18 protein-coding genes are annotated in these 18,143 nt (G+C 65.2%); 12 read left to right on the forward strand and 6 right to left on the reverse strand.

Annotation, left to right across the window (positions count from 1 at the left end; all coding sequences use genetic code 11):
• Positions 1-953, reverse strand: a 953-nt coding sequence (ald, locus tag PHD22_RS08815) for an alanine dehydrogenase (protein WP_299865211.1), incomplete at its 3' end; no start/stop codon positions are given.
• 128 nt (positions 954-1,081) lie between these two features.
• Between ald and PHD22_RS08820 the strand changes: the two genes are divergently transcribed.
• Positions 1,082-1,879: a helical backbone metal receptor gene (locus PHD22_RS08820; protein WP_299865214.1), complete on the forward strand. Its 798-nt coding sequence runs from the start codon at positions 1,082-1,084 to the stop codon at positions 1,877-1,879.
• Between the two features lie 19 nt (positions 1,880-1,898).
• On the opposite strand, the gene PHD22_RS08825 is transcribed toward PHD22_RS08820, so the two are convergent.
• The 3 genes from PHD22_RS08825 to PHD22_RS08835 form a co-directional block, all read right to left on the reverse strand.
• Positions 1,899-2,363, reverse strand: a complete 465-nt coding sequence (locus tag PHD22_RS08825; protein ID WP_299865217.1) for a putative toxin-antitoxin system toxin component, PIN family — start codon at positions 2,361-2,363, stop codon at positions 1,899-1,901.
• Positions 2,364-2,440: 77 nt separating this feature from the next.
• Positions 2,441-4,261 carry a class I poly(R)-hydroxyalkanoic acid synthase gene (gene phaC, locus PHD22_RS08830; protein ID WP_299865220.1) on the reverse strand — a complete coding sequence of 607 codons (1,821 nt, stop codon included), beginning with the start codon at positions 4,259-4,261 and terminating at the stop codon, positions 2,441-2,443.
• A gap of 19 nt (positions 4,262-4,280) precedes the next feature.
• A complete protein-coding gene (locus PHD22_RS08835; RefSeq protein WP_299865223.1) occupies positions 4,281-5,306 on the reverse strand; it encodes an MBL fold metallo-hydrolase in 1,026 nt (341 codons plus the stop codon).
• Positions 5,307-5,421: 115 nt separating this feature from the next.
• On the opposite strand from PHD22_RS08835, the gene PHD22_RS08840 reads away from it, so the two are divergent.
• The 7 genes from PHD22_RS08840 (at position 5,422) to PHD22_RS08870 (ending at position 9,961) form a co-directional block, all read left to right on the forward strand.
• Positions 5,422-5,820 (forward strand): MerR family DNA-binding transcriptional regulator, encoded by a 399-nt coding sequence (locus tag PHD22_RS08840; RefSeq protein WP_299865226.1) that lies wholly within the window; start codon positions 5,422-5,424, stop codon positions 5,818-5,820.
• A gap of 270 nt (positions 5,821-6,090) precedes the next feature.
• Positions 6,091-7,233 (forward strand): carbonate dehydratase, encoded by a 1,143-nt coding sequence (gene can / locus PHD22_RS08845; protein ID WP_299865229.1) that lies wholly within the window; start codon positions 6,091-6,093, stop codon positions 7,231-7,233.
• 48 nt (positions 7,234-7,281) lie between these two features.
• Positions 7,282-7,902: a 2-hydroxychromene-2-carboxylate isomerase gene (locus PHD22_RS08850; RefSeq protein WP_299865233.1), complete on the forward strand. Its 621-nt coding sequence runs from the start codon at positions 7,282-7,284 to the stop codon at positions 7,900-7,902.
• Positions 7,903-7,912: 10 nt separating this feature from the next.
• Positions 7,913-8,497 carry a TIGR00730 family Rossman fold protein gene (locus PHD22_RS08855; RefSeq protein WP_299865236.1) on the forward strand — a complete coding sequence of 195 codons (585 nt, stop codon included), beginning with the start codon at positions 7,913-7,915 and terminating at the stop codon, positions 8,495-8,497.
• 133 nt (positions 8,498-8,630) lie between these two features.
• Positions 8,631-8,849 carry a DUF1289 domain-containing protein gene (locus PHD22_RS08860; protein WP_299865238.1) on the forward strand — a complete coding sequence of 73 codons (219 nt, stop codon included), beginning with the start codon at positions 8,631-8,633 and terminating at the stop codon, positions 8,847-8,849.
• Between the two features lie 4 nt (positions 8,850-8,853).
• Positions 8,854-9,036 (forward strand): DUF1289 domain-containing protein, encoded by a 183-nt coding sequence (locus PHD22_RS08865; protein ID WP_299865240.1) that lies wholly within the window; start codon positions 8,854-8,856, stop codon positions 9,034-9,036.
• 7 nt (positions 9,037-9,043) lie between these two features.
• Positions 9,044-9,961, forward strand: coding sequence for an MBL fold metallo-hydrolase (locus PHD22_RS08870; protein ID WP_299865242.1), 918 nt, complete (start codon positions 9,044-9,046; stop codon positions 9,959-9,961).
• 4 nt (positions 9,962-9,965) lie between these two features.
• On the opposite strand, the gene PHD22_RS08875 is transcribed toward PHD22_RS08870, so the two are convergent.
• Positions 9,966-11,006 (reverse strand): RNA methyltransferase, encoded by a 1,041-nt coding sequence (locus tag PHD22_RS08875; protein ID WP_299865245.1) that lies wholly within the window; start codon positions 11,004-11,006, stop codon positions 9,966-9,968.
• A gap of 96 nt (positions 11,007-11,102) precedes the next feature.
• On the opposite strand from PHD22_RS08875, the gene PHD22_RS08880 reads away from it, so the two are divergent.
• The 4 genes from PHD22_RS08880 (at position 11,103) to PHD22_RS08895 (ending at position 17,184) form a co-directional block, all read left to right on the forward strand.
• Positions 11,103-13,763 (forward strand): EAL domain-containing protein, encoded by a 2,661-nt coding sequence (locus PHD22_RS08880; protein ID WP_299865248.1) that lies wholly within the window; start codon positions 11,103-11,105, stop codon positions 13,761-13,763.
• A 27-nt stretch (positions 13,764-13,790) separates the two neighbouring features.
• Positions 13,791-15,353 carry a L,D-transpeptidase family protein gene (locus PHD22_RS08885; RefSeq protein WP_299865251.1) on the forward strand — a complete coding sequence of 521 codons (1,563 nt, stop codon included), beginning with the start codon at positions 13,791-13,793 and terminating at the stop codon, positions 15,351-15,353.
• 87 nt (positions 15,354-15,440) lie between these two features.
• Positions 15,441-16,652, forward strand: coding sequence for a glycosyltransferase family 1 protein (locus PHD22_RS08890; RefSeq protein WP_299865254.1), 1,212 nt, complete (start codon positions 15,441-15,443; stop codon positions 16,650-16,652).
• A 10-nt stretch (positions 16,653-16,662) separates the two neighbouring features.
• A complete protein-coding gene (locus PHD22_RS08895) occupies positions 16,663-17,184 on the forward strand; it encodes a phosphatase PAP2 family protein (RefSeq protein WP_299865278.1) in 522 nt (173 codons plus the stop codon).
• 18 nt (positions 17,185-17,202) lie between these two features.
• On the opposite strand, the gene PHD22_RS08900 is transcribed toward PHD22_RS08895, so the two are convergent.
• A complete protein-coding gene (locus tag PHD22_RS08900) occupies positions 17,203-18,045 on the reverse strand; it encodes a zinc dependent phospholipase C family protein (RefSeq protein WP_299865256.1) in 843 nt (280 codons plus the stop codon).
• Positions 18,046-18,143: the final 98 nt, after the last annotated feature.

The raw sequence follows: 18,143 nt of genomic DNA on the forward strand, positions 1-18,143 counted from the left end.
AGAGTCGCGGCGTTGAGGGCATAGGTGGCGGTGCGCGCCACCGCTCCGGGCATGTTGGAGACACAATAATGGACCACGCCATCCACCAGGTAGGTGGGGTCGTCGTGGGTGGTGGGCCGGGAGGTTTCGAAGCAGCCCCCCTGATCGATGGCCACATCCACGATTACCGAACCGGGCTTCATCAGGGCCAGCATGTTGCGGGTGACCAGTTTGGGAGCCGTGGCGCCCGGGATCAGGACGGCACCGATCACCAGATCGGCTTGCAGGACCATCCGTTCGATGGCGTCCCGGGTGGCGTAGAGGGTCTTGACCCGTCCATTGAAGGCGGCGTCCAGGTGGCGCAGTACCGGGAGGGACTTGTCCAGGATCGTCACGTCTGCGCCCATCCCGACGGCCGTGTGGGCTGCGTTGTTGCCCACGTTGCCGCCGCCCAGGATTACTACCCGGCCAGGTTCCACCCCGGGTACGCCGCCCAGCAGCACGCCACGGCCGCCGTGGGATTTTTCGAGGGCCGAGGCGCCGGCCTGGATGCTCATCCGTCCCGCCACTTCGGACATGGGGGCCAGCAAGGGCAGGCCCCCACCGGGGGCGGTGACCGTTTCGTAGGCGATGGCGGTGCAGCCGCTGGCCAGCAGCTCTTCCGCCTGGCCTGGATCCGGTGCCAGATGCAGGTAGGTGAACAGCAGGTGATGGGCTTTCAGGCGGGCCCGCTCTTCCTGCTCGGGCTCCTTGACCTTGACGATCAGTGTTGCCAGGTCAAAGATTTCCTGGGCGGACAGGGCGATACGGGCGCCTGCGCGTTCGTAGTCGCCGTCACTGGCGCCGATGCCATGGCCGGCACCCGTTTCGACCCAGACCTCATGACCGTGGGCAATCACCTCCCGCACGGCACCGGGGGTCAGTCCGACCCGGTATTCGTGGTTCTTGGTTTCCCTGGGTACTCCGATTTTCATGCTTTTTCTCCCCGTGTTGTGAGCGTACCCCCGCTTCCGGGTGTCACGCCCCGGTTTGTTGCTTCCAATAACGGCGCGGCTCTTGAGATACTTGCACGATGATGAACGAAAATCGAGAAGAAGCGCTCATGGATGCCCTCGGCCAGCTGCACCGGCCCTGTTCCGCATCTGCGCGGATCGTGAGTCTGGTGCCTTCCCTGACCGAACTGGTGTGTGATCTGGGGCTGGCCGACCAACTGGTCGGTCGGACCGGTTTCTGCATCCACCCCCGTCCGCGGCTCCAGGCCATTCCCAAGGTGGGAGGAACCAAGGACGTTAACCTTGCCCGTCTGCGGGCGCTGGAAGCGACCCATGTGATCGTCAATGTGGACGAGAACCGGCGCGAGTGTGTGGAGGAGATTGCCCGGTTCGTCCCCCATGTGATCGTGACCCATCCTTGCACGCCGGAGGACAACCTGGCGGTGTACCGCCTGTTGGGCGGGATCTTCGGACGGCGGGAAGAGGCGGCCCGCCTGGGGCAGGAGCTGCAGGCCGCCCTCGCCGAAGCCCGCGCAGTGGGAGACCGCCTGGCGCCGGAAAAGGTGCTCTACCTGATCTGGCGGGAGCCCTGGATGACCGTGGCCGCCAGTACCTACATTTCGGCGACCCTGGCGGCGGTGGGCTGGCATACGCTCCCCTCTTGTGCAGAGCCCCGTTATCCGGCTTTCGACTGGAGTGCCCCCTGGCTCCGGGAGGTGACCCGGGTGTTCCTCTCGTCGGAGCCCTACCGTTTCCGGGAGAGCCATGTGACCGAAGTGGCAGCGCTCTCCGGCCGTCCCACGACCCTGATCGATGGGGAAATGGCCTCCTGGTATGGTAGCCGGGCGGTGGCCGGCGTACGTTATCTCACCCGCTTGCGCAGTCAGGAGCACCCTGTGGCGGGTTGAGTTTTGTTCCTGTCTGGATTCAGGGCAGGAGGTTCTGGAAGCGTTCCGGGGTCAGGATTGCGAACCGGGCGGCGATCACCGGGCGGCGGCCCAGCTTGAGAACAAGTTTGTCCCGGGTGAGCAGAGCCTGGGCGCCGCTGTCGCGGGCAAGCTCCAGGAATTTCTGGTCATCCTGGTCCAGACAGCTGGGCAGTTCGCAGGACGGGGTCGCGCTGGGAGGGACCAGCTGGCAGCGTGCCCGGTAGGTCTGGGCGATCTCTGCCTGGCGCTCGGGGGGCTGTCCGAACTGGACATAGGTCAGGACCCGTTGTAATTCTCCGAGACAGTCTTCCCGGCTGACGGGCTGCAGGGCGCCCGCTTCGAGGGCCGCGCGCAGGCGCACCAGGCCCGGATCTTCGAACATCCACAGGGACAGAACGGCGTTGGTGTCGAGGACAACCGGCAGGCCGTGGGGCAAGGGCGAGGGAAGGGTATGGGTAGCCACGGAGCAGGTGATGGGGTGAGGGGTGGACAATGTAAAAGGGGGCCGAAGCCCCCTTTGCGTCACTGCAGCAGCGGCAGTCAGGCTGCAGCGCTCGGACGTGCCTTCACGTAGGAGCCCGGAGCGTCTTCCAGGACCTGCAGCTTGCCCTTGACCGGATCCCGGGCGGGGACTTTTTCAGCGTCCTGCTGGATCAGCCAGGCATGCCAGTCGGTCCACCAGGAGCCCGGGTGCTGTTCGGCACTGGCGAAGAAGTCTTCGGCGGTGGCCGGCAGCTTGGCCGCGGAGTTGATCCAGTAGCCGTACTTGTTGGCCGCCGGCGGATTGACGATGCCGGCGATGTGGCCGGAGCCACCCAGCACGAAACGCACGGGTCCGCCGAAATGACGGGCGCCGCTATAGGTGCTCTTCCACGGGGCGATGTGATCTTCGATCGCGGAGATGAAGTAGCAGGGCACCTTGATCTTGCCAAGGTCAATCGGGACGCCGGCCACTTCGATGCCACCAGGATCCTTCAGCAGGTTCTTCATGTACATGTTGCGCAGGTAGAAGCTGTGCATCTTCGCCGGCATGCGCGTGGAGTCGGAGTTCCAGTACAGGAGATCGAAGGGGAAGGGGTCCTTGCCCATCAGGTAGTTGTTGACCACGAAGGACCAGATCAGGTCGTTGGCCCGCAGCATGCTGAACGTGCCAGCCATCTCGGAACCTTCCAGGTAGCCACGCTCGAACATCTTCTTCTCGAGGCTGGAGACCTGACCTTCGTCGATGAACACGCCCAGTTCGCCCGGTTCGGCGAAGTCGGTCATGGTGGTGAAGAAGGTGCCGGAGGCGATCCGCTTGTCCCGCTTGGCTGCCATGTAGGCCAGGGTCGTGGCCAGCAGGGTGCCGCCCAGACAGTAACCGGCTGCGTTGATTTCCTTGGCGCCGGTCTGGTCGATAATGGCGTCGACAGCGGCCATGGTGCCTTCTTGCAGATAGGAGTCGAAGCTCTTCTCGGCCAGGTGCTCATCCGGGTTGACCCAGGAGATCACGAACACCGTATGGCCCTGGTCGACGCACCACTTGATGTAGGAGTTCTTCTCGCGCAGGTCGAGGATGTAGAACTTGTTGATCCACGGCGGCACGATCAGCAGCGGGCGCTTGAGGGCGTCCGGGGTGCTCGGCGTGTATTGCAGCAGCTGCATCATGTCGGTCTGGAAGACGACCTTGCCCGGCGTGGTGGCCACGTTCTTGCCCAGCTCGAAGGCGGTGGTGTCGGTCATCTTGACACGCAGGTTGCCGTCGCCCTCTTCCACATCGCGCAGCAGGTTGTTCAGACCCTTGATCAGGTTCTGGCCATGGCTCTTGACGGTCTCGCGGAAGACTTCCGGGTTGGTCAGGGCGAAGTTCGAGGGGGACAGGGCGTCGATGTACTGACGGGTGTAGAAATTGACCTTTTTCTGGGTCTGGTCGTCCAGTCCATCGACGGTGCTGACGGTGTCATGGATGTGCCGGGCGGCGATCAGGTAGGACTGCTTCATGAAGTCGAACAGGAAATGCTCCTGCCATTCTTCGTCCTTGAAGCGCTTGTCGTCCTTGGCAGGGCTGGCGACCGGGCTGCTCGGGGTCATGCCCGAGAAGCGCATCATCGAGTGCTGCCACAGGGAGAAGTAATCCCACACCAGGTTCATCTGGGCCTGGGCCAGACGATAGGGGTTGGCCAGCAGCTTGCTCATCATGTCCATGAAGGCCTGGGCGATGCCCAGCTCGTCGGCAGGTGCGCTGATGCCCTTCTTGACCTGCTTCTGGATGTGGTCGGCGAGCAGCTTGGAGGCCCGCTGAGCCACTTCGGCGTAGGTCTTGGCGACTTCTTTGGGGTCCGGCAGTTCGGACTTGGCGACTTCTTTTTCGGGCACAGCCATTCGCATGATCTCCTTGTATTTAATGGCACTTGATGAAACGGACGACCCCATCGCTGTCCACCCGCCGGCGCACCTCCCTTTTGCGCTCGAGGTGATTCAGGTGAGCGATGGCTTCCCCCATGGCAAACATGACCTGGTGCGTGTCCAGGGGACGCGGAAACAGTACGGGCAGTAGTTCTCCGGCGCTTCTGGCCTCGCTGCAGGCGTCGAGGAGTTCCGCACAGCGGGCAGCGTGGTGCTCCATGAGCTGATCCACCCGAAATCCGATGTTGCGGAACGGACTCCCATGTGATGGTAGCACGAGCGTTGTTGCAGGTAGTCGCTTGAAATCGCTGATTGAATCCAGAAAGCATCCCAGCGGATCGTCCTCCGGGGTGGCCGCGAAAACGCTGACGTTGGTGGAAATGCGGGGTAGCAGCATGTCTCCCGAGATGAGGACGCCGGCTTCCTCGCACCACAGCGCGGCATGCTCGGGGGAGTGGCCACGGCCGATGAGGACCTGCCATTGTCGCCCCCCGATCTCGAGACGCTCCCCGTCGTAGATGCGGCGGTAGGTCGCAGGCAGGGCTGGCACCCCTTTGGCATAGGCGTTGCCGCGTGTTTCGAAGGCGGCGCAGCGCGTCTGGTCCAGACCGTTATGGCGGAACTGCTCCACCATCGAGACCACGTTGTAGCCCGCCAGGCCATGCCAGACGGCATGGCCGGACAGGAACTCCCCGTTGCTCATCCACACCGGCGCGCCGGTCTTCTCCGACAGCCACTGGGCCAGGCCCAGGTGATCCGGGTGGTAATGGGTGACCAGGATCCGGGTGATGGGGCGGGCAAAACGGGCCAGGATGGTCTCCCAGGCCTCCCGGGTGGCATCCAGCCCGTAGCCGGTGTCCACGATCACCAGACCGTCCCCGTCCTCGATCAGCCACAGGTTGATGTGGTCGAGGGCGAAGGGCAGGCCCATCCGGATCCAGTGCACGCCAGGGGCGACCTCAAGGGTCTGGCCCGGCTCTGGCCGGGTCGCGAAGGGGTAGTCGATCTGCTGGCTGGTCATGCTGTTCTCCTGGGGAGTGCTGTTTTTGTGGCGGCGGGGTGCGTTGCCCGTCGCGGTGAAATCTGATTTACTGGCCCGCTTGCATTTGCCGATGTGCTGCATCGCCTCCTTACCCATGAGCCAGGAAGAAACCTACACCATTACCGAGCTTGCCCGGGAGTTCGGGATCACGCCCCGGGCCATCCGCTTTTACGAGGGCGAAGGCCTGTTGTCCCCGGCCCGGAGCGGACGCAACCGGGTTTACAGCAAGCGGGACCGCACCCGTCTGCGCCTGATCCTGCGCGGCAAGCGTCTGGGCTTGTCCCTGGCCGAAATCGGCGAACTCCTGGGCATGTATGAGGGTGGCGGCAATTCTGTCACCCAGCTGTGCCGTTTTCTTGACGTCCTGGCCGAGCGTCGGCGAGCCATCGAGCAGCAGCGGGAGGACATCATCGCGGTGCTGGGCGAGATCGACGTGCTCGAAGAGCTGTGCCAGAGCCAGCTTGCTGCTGCTGAGACGGTCCGCGGTCACTAGACGCTGATCTTTTTTATCATCAAAATTACGTTTACGTAAACGTAATTTACAGCGGGTCGGGCAGGCGGAAAATCCGGAGGCCGGGATGTTGAGCCATTGACACCCGGTGTGGCGACGAAGCAGGTGAACATGGGCAGGCACGGGGGCTGCGTGACCCGGCTGCCAGAGCCATCAGTGGAGGAGTGCGCTCCCGTGTTGCCTGCCGGGATGAAATCAGGGCGCCTAACGGGTATCCTGCAAGGTTATTTCCACCTGAAAATGGATCGATCGATGCCCGCAACACTTCGCGTCCTGAGTACCGATGACCTCGTAGAGCTCGACCACGTCCGCCAGTTTTTCCGCAACTACGCGGGCTGGCTGGGGGTTAATCTGGATTATCAGAACTTCGCCGAGGAGATGAACTCCCTTCCCGGTGATTATATTGCCCCTGCAGGCCGCCTGTTTTTTGCCGAGCTGGACGGCAAACCCGCCGGATGCGTGGGTCTGCGTCCCAACTCCGAAGGTGTTTGCGAGATGAAGCGCCTGTACGTGGAGCCCGAGATGCGGGGCAACGGCGTTGGCCGGGAGCTGGCACTGGCGGCCATCAAGGCGGCCAAGGCCCTGGGTTACCGGCGCATCATGCTCGATACCCTGCCCGCGATGCGCATTGCCGTGAAGCTGTACCGGGAACTGGGTTTCAAGGAAGCACCGGCTTACTATCCGACCCCTGTAGAGGGCACCATGCTCCTCGCCCTGGATCTGGAGAACTGGTCCGAGGATGAGGTCAACAACGAAAACCTGTTCCACCTCTTCGATTACAACCTGGCCTGGTCCCAGCGGATGCGGCAAGTGGACCCCGGTTTTTTCGAGAAACTGTCCACCCTGCAGGCCCCTGAATACCTGTGGATCGGCTGTTCCGACTCCCGCGTGCCGGCCAACGAGATCATCGGGCTGCTGCCTGGCGAAGTCTTTGTGCATCGCAACGTGGCCAATGTGGTCGTGCATACCGATCTCAACTGCCTGTCGGTGATCCAGTTCGCCGTTGAGGTGCTGAAGGTCAAGCACATCATGGTGGTGGGGCACTATGGTTGTGGTGGGGTGCGTGCGGCCCTGCAGCGGGAGCGGGTGGGTCTGGTGGACCTCTGGCTGCGCCATGTGCAGGATGTCCACGTCAAGCACCTGGACCGGGTGGATCTGTTGCCCCCCGAGTTCCGGCATGATCGGCTGTGCGAGCTGAATGCCCTGGAGCAGGTGGTCAATGTGTGCCAGACCATGGTGGTCCAGGATGCCTGGCTGCGGGGTCAGCCCCTGACCGTGCATGGCTGGGTGTATGGCCTCAAGGATGGCCTCATCCGCGACCTTGGCATCAATGTGGGCCGGCAGGAAGACCTCATGCCCCGTTACCTTGCAGCCCTGGAGGCCCTGGAGGCCTGACGCGGGGGCCGCGAGGCCCCCTTTTTTCACTTCAGAATGGAGGCGCCCATGGCGAATGCCCCGCGCAGCACGGCCCCGATCGACTTTTACTTCGACTTTTCTTCCCCTTACGGTTACCTGGCTGCAGAGCAGATCGATGGACTGGCCGCCCGTTATGAACGCAGCGTGCTCTGGCACCCCATCCTGCTGGGGGTCACCTTCAAGGCTACCGGCCAGGCGCCCCTGCCCAGCGTGCCGCTCAAGGGGGCCTATTCGCTCCATGATTTTGCCCGCTCGGCCCGTTTCCTTGGTCTGCCCTTTCAGCAGCCCAGTCAGTTTCCCATTCCCACCCAGCATGCGGCACGGGCCTTTCTGTGGCTCCATGACCGTAAGCCGGACCTGGCGAAGGCGTTCGCGCTGGCTGCCTACCGGGCCTATTTTGTCCGCGATGTAAACATTGCTGAACTGGGCGCGGTGCTGGATATTGCCGCAGGTCTGGGGGTGGACAGGGATGAGCTGTCCGCCGTGCTGGCGGGCACCGAGATCAAGAACCGGCTGATCGCCGAGGTGGACCTGGCCATGGCACGGGGGGTGTTCGGTTCGCCCTTCATCATCGTGGATGGAGAGTCTTTCTGGGGTGTCGACCGTTTTGCCCAGGTGGAACGCTGGCTGGCCGAGGGGCCCTTCTGAGGTCCGGAGCATGAAACGCGTTTGTGTGTTCTGCGGTTCCCGTCCGGGTGTCCGTCCCATCTATCGGGAGGCAGCCGAGGCCCTGGGCCGGCTGCTTGCCGAGCGGGGGATCGAGCTCGTCTATGGCGGCGGCAACGTGGGGCTGATGGGCGCGGTCGCCGATGCCTGTCTCGCGGCGGGGGGCAGGGTGGTGGGGGTCATTCCCCGCGCCCTGATGGAGTGGGAAGTCGGTCACGAAGGCCTGACCCGCCTCGAGGTGGTGGATTCCATGCACACCCGCAAGGCGCGCATGGCCGAGCTGGCAGAGGGGTTCATCGCCCTGCCTGGTGGTCTGGGGACCTTTGAGGAGTTGTTTGAGATCCTCACCTGGGCCCAGCTGGGTTTTCACCACAAGCCGGTGGGCCTGCTCAACGTGGAGGGCTATTACCAGCCCCTGATCCAGATGATGGATCGGGGGGTGTCCGATGGATTCATGAAGCCCGAGAACCGGGGTCTGCTGCTGGTGGAGGATAATCTTCACGCCCTGTTCCGCTCCATGGCTGCCTACCACCCTCCAGCAGTCAGCAAGCGCATCCACGACGAACGGCAGCTGTAGCCTTCTCCCCACCGATCCGGTCCGGGCCGCCTCCTGAACCTTGCCAGAGGCGCTCGGGTCTGAGATAACGTCGGACCATTCCGAGCCGCATGTCACGCAGCATTCGGCCATTTTGACCCCAGCGAGTTTCCCCATGAGCATTCCATCCCCCTGCATCAATGTGTGCCAGATGAACCAAGCCGCAGGTTACTGCGCCGGCTGCTTCCGGACCATTCCCGAGATCACCGAGTGGAGCCGCGCCACCGACACCCGCAAGCGCGCCATCCTGGCGGAAATCGGCAAGCGGCAGGCCGCAGCCGATCTGGCGCTGTTCGAGGACGATCCGCAGGATGCCTGCGTCAAGGACGCCTGAAGTCATGAGCCAGGACGCCAGCCCGTGCGTGGGTATTTGCGAGATCGATGAGGGCGGTTACTGCATCGGATGTGGCCGCAGCGCCGACGAGATTTTCGGCAACACCGACTCGGCCATTGCGGCCGCTGATGCGGTGACCGACGTGCTCAAGCCTCTGCCCGGCGAGCCGGTGCAGTCCTCCGATTGAAGCCCCGATGAGTCGCGTGGCCTTGCCCGCCGGCATTCAGGTGCTCGAGCGGGGCTGGCTGTCCGCCAACAACGTTGTCCTGACAGAAGGTGGCGGCGCGGTGGTGGTGGACAGCGGGCACTGCCACCATGCGGAGCAGACTGTGGACCTGCTCCGGGATGCGCTGGATGGCGCAACCCTGGATGAGGTGGTGTGCACCCACGGGCATGTGGATCACATGGGCGGCAATGCCCGGCTGCAGGCGGTCTTCGGCTGTCCGGTGGCGGTTCCCGAGGGCCTGTTCGAGCGCGTCAACCGCTGGGACGAGGAGGCGCTGCTGTTGCGGGCCACGGACCAGCAGGGCGATCGTTTCACGGCGGCACGGGCGGTCCGCGCCGGGGAGCGACGGGCGATGGGGGGGTACGAATGGGTGGCCTTGCCGGCCCCCGGGCATGATATGGATGCCCTGGTCTTCCACGCTCCGGATGCCCGGGTGCTCATTTCAGGAGACGCCCTGTGGCGGGATGGCTTCGGCATCCTGTTCGTGGAGCTTTATGGGGAAGGTGGCGGCATCGAGGCCACCCGGCAGACCCTGGAGGCCATTGCCCGCCTGCCGGTGGATCTGGTGATTCCTGGCCATGGCGCTCCCTTCGTGGAGGTGGATGAGGCGCTGGAGGCTGCCTTCGCCCGCCTGCGGGCCTTCGAGGAGGATGGCGCGCGGATTGCCCGCAATGGGATCCGGGCCCTGTTCGCCTTCCGCCTGATGGAGCAGCGCGCCTTTACCCTCGACGATCTGCCGGATTATCTGGACCGCGTGCCCATCTATCGGGAGGCCAACCGGCGTTTTCTGGGCTTGAGCCCGGATGCCCTGGCCAGCTGGCTGCAGGCGGACCTGGTACGGGCTGGGGTGGCCCGCCGGGAGGGCGACCTGCTTCACGCCACCTGAGGGCTCAGGTTTCTGTCCGGCGCCGGATCATCCGCACCGGGCTTTCCCCGGCGATGGCCCGTGCCCGCAATTGGCCGCATCCCCCATCCACGTCCTGGCCGGCCGAATTGCGCAGCTTGGTGAGCACCCCGCGGCGGTGCAACTGGCGGGCGATTTCGGCAGCCTTGTCCCAGCTTGGGCGACGGTAGGGCAGGTCGGGCACGGCGTTGTAGGGAATCATGTTCATGATCGCGTACTTGCCCTTGAGCAGGCGCACGATGCCGTCGAGTTCCTCGGGCGTGTCGTTGATGCCGTCCAGCAGGGTCCACTGGTACTGGATCGGGTAGCCGGTGGCGCGGGCGTAGGCCTCGCCCGCGGCGACGATTTCGTCAGGCGTCATGGGAGGCGCCTTGGGCAGCAGCTCGGCGCGCAGCTCCGCCCGGGTGGTGTGCAGGGACAGGGCCAGGGCTGGCTTGACCGGGCCCTCGGGCAGGCGCTCGAACACCCGTGGGTCGCCCACCGTCGAGAACACCAGGTTCTTGTGGCCGATGCCCCCCTCGGTTCCCAGCAGCTGGATCGCCTCAAGTACGTTGTCCAGATTGTGGGCAGGCTCTCCCATACCCATGAAGACCACCTTCTTCACCGGGCGGCGGGCCCGGGCGAGGACCACCTGGGCGACGATCTCGGCGCTGCCCACCTGCCGCAGGAGTCCATCCCGGCCCGTCATGCAGAACCTGCAGCCCACTGCGCAGCCCACCTGGCTGGAGACGCAGAGGCCGTCCCGGGGCAGCAGCACGCTCTCCACGGTCTGTCGGTCGGCCAGCTGGACCAGCAAGCGCGCCGAACCGTCTTCCCCCGGATGTTCCGAGCGCACCCGGGCGAGGCTGGCCAGCTCTGTGGTCAGCGCGGGCAGGGCGTCCAGAACTGTCTGGGGCAGGGCGGGGCCGCGCCGGGTGGGGCCGGCGTCGAGGGGCTGGGCGTGGGTCCACGCCCGCATCATCCGCTGGATGTGCACGGGTTTGGCGCCGAGACCGGCCAGACGCTGATGGAGGTGTTCGATGCGCATGAGGAGGCGAATGATAGGCTTTTTTGACCAGGTTTAGCGCAGGGCGCGTGGCCATCAGTCTTCAGATGAAGCAGGGCCTGCCGTTAAAACCGCACCATGCCGTTCCGTCTCCGAATAAGCCATCCCGGCTTCCTGCTCCTTGTGACCCTGGCGATCGCCCTGTTGCTGGGGTACGTGCTCGGCACGGCGCGCCAGGACCTCCATCGCCAGGCCGAGCGGGATGCGCGAAACATCACCGGCATCCTCGAAGCGCGGATGGACGCCAGTCTGCGCCGGGTTCAGGCCAGCCTGGAAGAGCTCGCCAGTGAGCTGCCGCTCAGCGCCCTGGCTCCAGATGCCCCGCCCGCGCTGCGGGAGCGCATCCGCCAGCAACTGGCCCGGCGTGCGAGGCACTTTCCCGAGATCAGCGGTTTCCGACTGGTGGATGCGGCAGGCCGTCTGCGCCATGCATCAGAAATGGAGGCGCCGGATATCAGCCTGCAGGGTCGGGATTACTATGAAGTCCTCCGGAGGGATCCAGCCCTCGAACTCTTTTTCTCCGAGGTGGTGATCGGTCGCATCCATGGTCATCCCCAGTTTTACGTGGTGAAGCCGATCCGGAACGCGGATGGGAGTCTGGCTGGTCTGGTCGTGGCAGCCTTCGACCTGAACTATGTCAGAAGCTTGTTTGACGCGGTGGACCTGGGGCCCAATGGGGTCATCACCTTCCGCCGCTCCGATGATGGCCGCCTGGTCTTGCGGCGCCCCGAGCAGTCGGGAACGGTGAACAAGGGGCTCCGCAACAACCCGATGCACATGCGCATCGAGGCGGGGGCACTGGCCGGGACCATCCGCTACCAGGCGACCCTGGATGGCATCGAACGGATCTACGCCTATCAGCGGGTGGGGAACTATCCCTTTTACGTGGCCACCGGCATTGCCACCCGTGATTACCTGGCCCAGTGGTATCGGAGGGTGCTCGGTGCGGTGTCCGGGGCGGCGGCCTGTGTGCTGGCCCTGACCATCCTGCTGGCGCGTCTGCGTCGTTCGGAGATCCGGGTGCGGCAGGCTGCAGTGGATCTTCAGGACAGCGAGGATCGTTTCCAACTGCTCCTCAATTCGGTGGGGGAGGGGATCTGTGGCATCGATCAGACCGGACATCACCTGTTTTCCAATCCGGCGGCCCGGGCTATCCTCGGCTACACCGATCCCCGGGCCCTGGAGGGGCGTGACATCGTCGCCTGCGTCCAGACCCACGATGCGGAAGGCCAGCCCCTCCCCGCGGAGCTGTCTCCGATCCGCCACGCGCTGGCCGGGGGAACGTCTGCCCACAGTGCCGACGAGGTCTTCACACGGTCCGATGGCAGCCGTTTTCCGGTTCAGTACGATGTCTATCCCCTGGTCCGGGAAGGCCGCGAGGATGGCGGGGCCGTGCTGTTGTTTTCGGATATCACCGAGCGCCGGCGCAACGAGGAGCGCATCGAATTCCTGGCCCACCACGATCCCCTGACATCCCTGCCCAACCGCCTTCTGGCCGAGGACCGTTTCGAGCAGGCCCGGGCCTATGCCGATCGTGCCGCCACGTACGTGGCCTTGCTGTTCCTGGATCTGGACGGTTTCAAGACCGTCAACGATTCGCTCGGTCATGACGTGGGTGACGAGATGCTCAAGGCGCTCGCCCAGCGTCTGCGCCGGCAGTTGCGGGAGAGTGACACCGTGTGCCGGCTGGGAGGGGACGAATTCCTGTTGATCCTGTCCGGCCTTCAGGACCTCCCGGTGCTGGTTCAGCGTCTTGGCCGCCTGCTCGCCTGCGTGGCCGCGCCAGTGGAGCTGTCCGAGCACCGTCTGAGCACCTCCGTATCCATCGGAGTGGCGCTTTACCCCAGTGATGGCCGTGACTTCACCATTCTGATGAAAAAGGCCGACATGGCCATGTACCACGCCAAGGACGCTGGCCGTAACACCTACAGGATGTTCGATGAGGCGATGGACCAGCAGGTCCAGGAGTCGATGCTCCTGCGTGCCAATTTCGACCGTGCCCTGAGCCAGGGCGAGTTCGTGCTGCATTTTCAGCCCCTGATCGAACTGGTTTCGGGGGCGGTGGTGGGGGCGGAGGCTCTGGTGCGCTGGCAGGACCCCGAACGGGGGCTGATCCCGCCGGCTCAGTTCATCCCGGTGGCGGAGAGCAGTGGCCTGATCGTGCCCCTGGGCGAGTGGGTGCTGGAGGAGGCGTGCCGCCGGGCTGTCGAATGGAATGAAGGGCATGGGCGTGAGCAGATGGTGGCGGTCAACATCTCGGCCATCCAGTTCAAGCGGGGCAACCTGGCCGAGACCGTTGCCCGGATCCTGGGGGTCACGGGCCTCCCACCCCATTTGCTGGAAATCGAGCTCACCGAGAGCACCCTGCTCCACCACACGGATCAGGTCATGGCGACCTTGCGTGTCCTGCGGGACATGGGGGTGCGCCTGTCCATCGACGATTTTGGCACCGGCTATTCCAGCCTGGCCTACCTCAAGCGGCTGGCCGTGAACAAGCTGAAGATCGACCAGTCCTTCGTTCGGGATCTCACCCGTGACCCGGAGGATCTGGCCATCGTCCGTGCCATCATCGAGATGGCGCACAGCCTCAATCTGGTGACCCTGGCGGAAGGCGTCGAGGATGAGGGCGTGCTGGAAGTGCTGCGTCGCTTCGGTTGTGATGAAGTCCAGGGCTATCATTTCGCCCGTCCCCTGCCGCTGAGCGATTTCCGCGCTTACCTGGCCAAGCAATCCATTTGAAGAGAGGTTCCCATTTCTGTTTGTCTCATGCCAGCCCTGCGCTGGCGCGCAAGCCTTGCCCTTGCCCTCCTCCTCGGAGTCGCCACGCCCCTGCTGGCGCAGGAGGCCGTCTGGTTTGCCGGGGAGCGTCCGGCGCCGGTTGCTCGCCAGGCCGTTGAAATCCTGCGGGCAGCCCCTGCAGATGGCCTTGATCCGGCCGATTACGGTGCCGATGCCCTGACTCAGGCGGTAGGACGCGCCGCCGATGGCGCCGTCCTTGATCCTGCCGCCCGGACCCGTCTGGCGACGGACCTGGAGAGTGCCGTGCGTCGCTATCTGACGGATCTTCATTTCGGACGGGTGGATCCCCGGCGCATCCATACCGGCTTCGACCAGCGTCCTCCGGCGGCCTTTGACGCCGCTTCCGCCCTGCAGGAGGCCGTGGCCCGGGGCCGCCTGGAAGAGGCCGTGGTCCAGGCTCGTCCGGCCCTGCCCCTGTATGCCGGCCTGAGACGGGCGCTCGCCCACTACCGGGAGCTGGCGGACCCCTGGGTGAGCCGGGAATGGCAGACCCCCTTGCCACCGATCCCCTCCCGCAAGCTCGAGCCCGGAGGGAGCTGGAGCGGTCTGCCCGCCCTGGCCCGCCGGCTGGTGGTGCTCGGAGACCTGAGTCCGGATGCGAAGGTACCGCCGCTCTATCAGGGGGGGCTGCTGGAAGCCGTCAAGGCGTTCCAGGTACGCCATGGCCTCAATCCGGACGGAGTGATCGGGCGGGGCACCCTGCAGCAGCTGGAGGTCTCTCCCCGCGCCCGCATCCGCCAGATCGAGCTGAATCTGGAGCGCCTGCGCTGGACCCCGCTGGTCAAGGGGCGCCGGATGATCGTGGTCAATGTGCCCGAATTCGCCTTGTGGGCCTATGAGGTGCGGGAGGGGCGGCTGGACCTGCAACTGCGCATGAAGGTCATCGTCGGCAAGGCTCTGGACACCCGTACTCCCCTGTTTTCCGAGGACATGCGCTTCATCGAGTTCAGCCCCTACTGGAATGTGCCTCCCTCCATCGCCCGGGGGGAGGTGGTTCCCAAGCTCCAGCAGGATCCGGCTTACCTGGCGCGCCAGGGCTTCGAGTTCGTGCCCACCAGCGGAGGGGCCGCCCATACCGCGGTGACTCCGGAAGCCCTGGAGGCGGTGCTTCGGGGGCAACTGCGCATCCGCCAGCGCCCGGGGCCCAGGAACGCCCTGGGGGACATCAAGTTCGTGTTTCCCAACCATGAGGCCATCTATCTCCACCACACGCCTTCGGTGGGCCTGTTCCAGCGGGACCGGCGGGATTTCAGTCATGGCTGCATCCGGGTCGAGGACCCTGTGACCTTAGCCCGCTATGTGCTGCGGGATCAGCCCGAGTGGGATGAAGCCCGCATTCGCGGGACGATGGGTGCCGGAACCTCCCGCACGATCCGCTTGAAAACCCCGATCCCGGTGGTGATTGCCTACGCCACGGCGATGGCCACCAGCGAGGGCAAGGTCCGCTTCTTCACAGATATCTATGGTCATGACGGCATCCTGGATGCCGCTCTCCGGCAGCGTCGTCGCAGCCTGCCCGCTGCTCTGTAAAACAGGCGCTCGGGGTCACCCGGTTCCGTCACCGACCCATCACCTGAACGTCACAGCCCTGCAGCATGGGACCGCAACACTGGCGGCATGGAACCCGCTGCCCTTGTCTGTCAGGAACTCGCGAGCCACCACTCCGCCCTACGGGTGGCGGTGGTGACGGAAACCTATCCCCCCGAGATCAACGGCGTAGCCATGAGTACCGGCCGCATCGTGGATGGGCTGGTGGCGGCCGGCCATCGGGTGGACCTGATCCGCCCGCGCCAGGCCAGGGAGGGAGGGCTGGTGAGGGGATCGGAAGAGGAGGGGGTCGAGGAGATGCTTGCCCGGGGGATCCCCCTGCCCCGCTATGCCAACCTCCAGCTCGGCCTGCCGGCCCGCAAGCTGTTGCTCCGGCGCTGGTCCCGCCAGCGTCCGGACGTGGTCCAGGTGGTGACCGAGGGGCCTCTGGGCTGGTCGGCCCTGAGTGCGGCCCGGAAGCTGGGTCTGCCGGTGATCAGCGAGTTTCATACCAATTTCCACCGTTATAGCGGCCACTATGGTGTGGGCTGGCTGAAGCGGCCGATTGCCGCCTACCTGCGCAAGTTCCACAACCGGGCTGACCTGACCCTGGTGCCGACAAACGCCCTGGCGGCCGAGCTGCGCAGGCACGGCATTCCGCGGGTGGATGTGGTGTCCAGGGGCGTGGATACCACCCTTTTCGACCCCGCCCGGCGCAGCGACAGCCTGCGCTGCCAGTGGGGCCTGGGCCCCGACGATCTGGCCGTCGTGCACGTGGGACGCATCGCTCCGGAAAAGAATCTGGCCCTGCTGGAGCAGGCGTTCGCGGCGATCCAGGACCGGCAGCCCCGGGCCAGGCTGGTGATGGTGGGTAGCGGCCCGGCGCTGGAGGGGCTGCGGACCCGCCAGCCGGCAGCCCTATTCGCGGGTCCCCGCAGTGGCACCGACCTGGCGGAGCACTATGCCAGCGCAGACCTTTTCCTGTTTCCGAGCCTGACCGAAACCTACGGCAACGTGGTGGCCGAGGCCCTGGCCAGCGGCCTGCCGGTGGTGGCTTACCGGGACGCAGCTGCGCTGGAGCTGATCACTCATCAGGTGCAGGGCTGGCTGGCCGAGCCCGGCGACGAGGCGGCCTTTGTGGCCGGGGCGGTCACCCTCGCCGATGCCCCTGCGCTACGCGCCTGCCAGAGCCTGGCGGCCCGGGAGCGGGTGGCTGAGCTGGCCTGGCACTCGGTTGTCGAACATCTGGTGAGCGTCCAGCGCCAGGTCATCCTGTCGTCCCCCCTGTCTGTCCGGAGGTGATCCCGTGTTCATGTTGCCCGGACGTCTGCAAATTCTCGATGAGCGCCTGGTGGTGCACTCCAACCGGCTGTCCCGTCATCGGGGGCTGCGGGATTTCATGCGTGCGGTGAGCCGGCTGGGGGATGGGATTGCCTGGTATCTTCTGACAGCCTGCCTGCTGGCCCTCTTCGGCCGGGCGGCCCTTCCAGCATTCGGGCACATGGTGCTGGCCGGGGTGGGTGGAGTGGTTGTATACAAATTCCTCAAGGCCCGTACCCTGCGCCCGCGTCCCTTTGAAGTGGTCAGTGATGTGGTGTGTACGGGCTGTCCCCTGGACCGCTTCAGTTTCCCTTCTGGCCACACCCTGCATGCAGTCAGCTTTTCCCTGATTCTGGCATCCCACTTTCCTGCCCTGGGACCTGCGGTGTTCAGCTTTGCGCTGCTGGTCGCGGCGTCACGGCCGGTGCTGGGGCTGCATTACCCCAGCGATGTGCTGGCTGGGGGAGGCATTGGTGCCATGCTGGCTGCCCTGGTGCTGCTGCTTCCCCTGTAATTCCCGGTCCTGGCAGGCTTAAGGCTTCTGCAGGAAGAGATCCTCAGGCAGGGGCAGGCAGGTCCGCAGCGACCGCCGGGGCATACCCTCCAGCTGGGTCCGTGCGTCGCGGGGCTCCACTTCTGCGGCCCAGCCCGGCAATTCCCCCTCCAGCAGACGGCCCAGTTGACCCAGGCGCCGGGCAGTGTGGCTGAGGTAGAGGTTGAAGCGTCGCTGCACGCGCCGATCCACCAGTCGCGCCAGATGATAAAGGCCGCCATGAACACGGCTGCGCCGCAGCAGGCGCTCGCCGGCGGCCAGGGTTGAAAGGGCCTGCCCGGCCTTGTCCGCCGGGCACTCGAAGGCCCGGGACAGCAAACTCTCCAGCACTTTCTGTTCTGCTGTCAGCAGGTCCGCCGGGCGACAGAAGAGCTGGTGCGCCACATGCCGGTCCATGGCCCATTCCACCGCCACGTGGGTGGTGATCTCCGACTCGAACCACAGGTGTTCGTGGGCCGGTACGAAGTGGTTGTGAGCAATGATGTCCGCCATCAGATGGCTGGCGTAACCCAGCACGGCCGCCTGTTCAGCCTCCCCCCGGGCGGTATCCATCAGGACATGCAGGCGGGGCCAGTGGTGACTGCTGGCCAGGGGCAAGGCTTCCGTGCCGCGGGCGGTCAGGGCTACATCGGGCAGACAGGCTCCGGCCATGACGAGGCGCGGCTGCCGCCGGGCCAGGCGGGCGAGGGCCGGATCGGCCAGGGGAATTGCCCACAGCAGCAACTGGGCAAAATACACATGGGTGTACAGGCCCCAGGCCAGCGCATCAGCGCTGGTCAGCAGAAGGGGGGGTAGCCACAGCAGGAGGGGGAGTCGGCGCATGGCCCCACTCTGCCCACCAGGCGTGACAGGTACATGGCGCCCGGGTTGCAGCCGAATGATGGGCCGGTAAGGTTTCCGGAGAAGACCGTCCCCCGCGC

Source organism: Zoogloea sp. (assembly GCF_028693495.1).
Lineage (GTDB): Bacteria > Pseudomonadota > Gammaproteobacteria > Burkholderiales > Rhodocyclaceae > Zoogloea.

What these genes read in the sequence shown, in the direction of transcription:
- PHD22_RS08840 (WP_299865226.1), top strand. Translation starts at nt 5,422, where the DNA reads ATGAGCCAGGAAGAAACCTACACCATTACCGAGCTTGCCCGGGAGTTC.
- PHD22_RS08835 (WP_299865223.1), bottom strand. Translation starts at nt 5,306, where the DNA reads ATGACCAGCCAGCAGATCGACTACCCCTTCGCGACCCGGCCAGAGCCG.
- PHD22_RS08880 (WP_299865248.1), top strand. Translation starts at nt 11,103, where the DNA reads ATGCCGTTCCGTCTCCGAATAAGCCATCCCGGCTTCCTGCTCCTTGTG.
- PHD22_RS08820 (WP_299865214.1), top strand. Translation starts at nt 1,082, where the DNA reads ATGGATGCCCTCGGCCAGCTGCACCGGCCCTGTTCCGCATCTGCGCGG.
- PHD22_RS08865 (WP_299865240.1), top strand. Translation starts at nt 8,854, where the DNA reads ATGAGCCAGGACGCCAGCCCGTGCGTGGGTATTTGCGAGATCGATGAG.
- PHD22_RS08895 (WP_299865278.1), top strand. Translation starts at nt 16,663, where the DNA reads ATGTTGCCCGGACGTCTGCAAATTCTCGATGAGCGCCTGGTGGTGCAC.
- PHD22_RS08900 (WP_299865256.1), bottom strand. Translation starts at nt 18,045, where the DNA reads ATGCGCCGACTCCCCCTCCTGCTGTGGCTACCCCCCCTTCTGCTGACC.
- PHD22_RS08860 (WP_299865238.1), top strand. Translation starts at nt 8,631, where the DNA reads ATGAGCATTCCATCCCCCTGCATCAATGTGTGCCAGATGAACCAAGCC.
- phaC (WP_299865220.1), bottom strand. Translation starts at nt 4,261, where the DNA reads ATGGCTGTGCCCGAAAAAGAAGTCGCCAAGTCCGAACTGCCGGACCCC.
- PHD22_RS08885 (WP_299865251.1), top strand. Translation starts at nt 13,791, where the DNA reads ATGCCAGCCCTGCGCTGGCGCGCAAGCCTTGCCCTTGCCCTCCTCCTC.
- PHD22_RS08855 (WP_299865236.1), top strand. Translation starts at nt 7,913, where the DNA reads ATGAAACGCGTTTGTGTGTTCTGCGGTTCCCGTCCGGGTGTCCGTCCC.
- can (WP_299865229.1), top strand. Translation starts at nt 6,091, where the DNA reads ATGCCCGCAACACTTCGCGTCCTGAGTACCGATGACCTCGTAGAGCTC.
- PHD22_RS08875 (WP_299865245.1), bottom strand. Translation starts at nt 11,006, where the DNA reads ATGCGCATCGAACACCTCCATCAGCGTCTGGCCGGTCTCGGCGCCAAA.
- PHD22_RS08890 (WP_299865254.1), top strand. Translation starts at nt 15,441, where the DNA reads ATGGAACCCGCTGCCCTTGTCTGTCAGGAACTCGCGAGCCACCACTCC.
- PHD22_RS08870 (WP_299865242.1), top strand. Translation starts at nt 9,044, where the DNA reads ATGAGTCGCGTGGCCTTGCCCGCCGGCATTCAGGTGCTCGAGCGGGGC.
- PHD22_RS08850 (WP_299865233.1), top strand. Translation starts at nt 7,282, where the DNA reads ATGGCGAATGCCCCGCGCAGCACGGCCCCGATCGACTTTTACTTCGAC.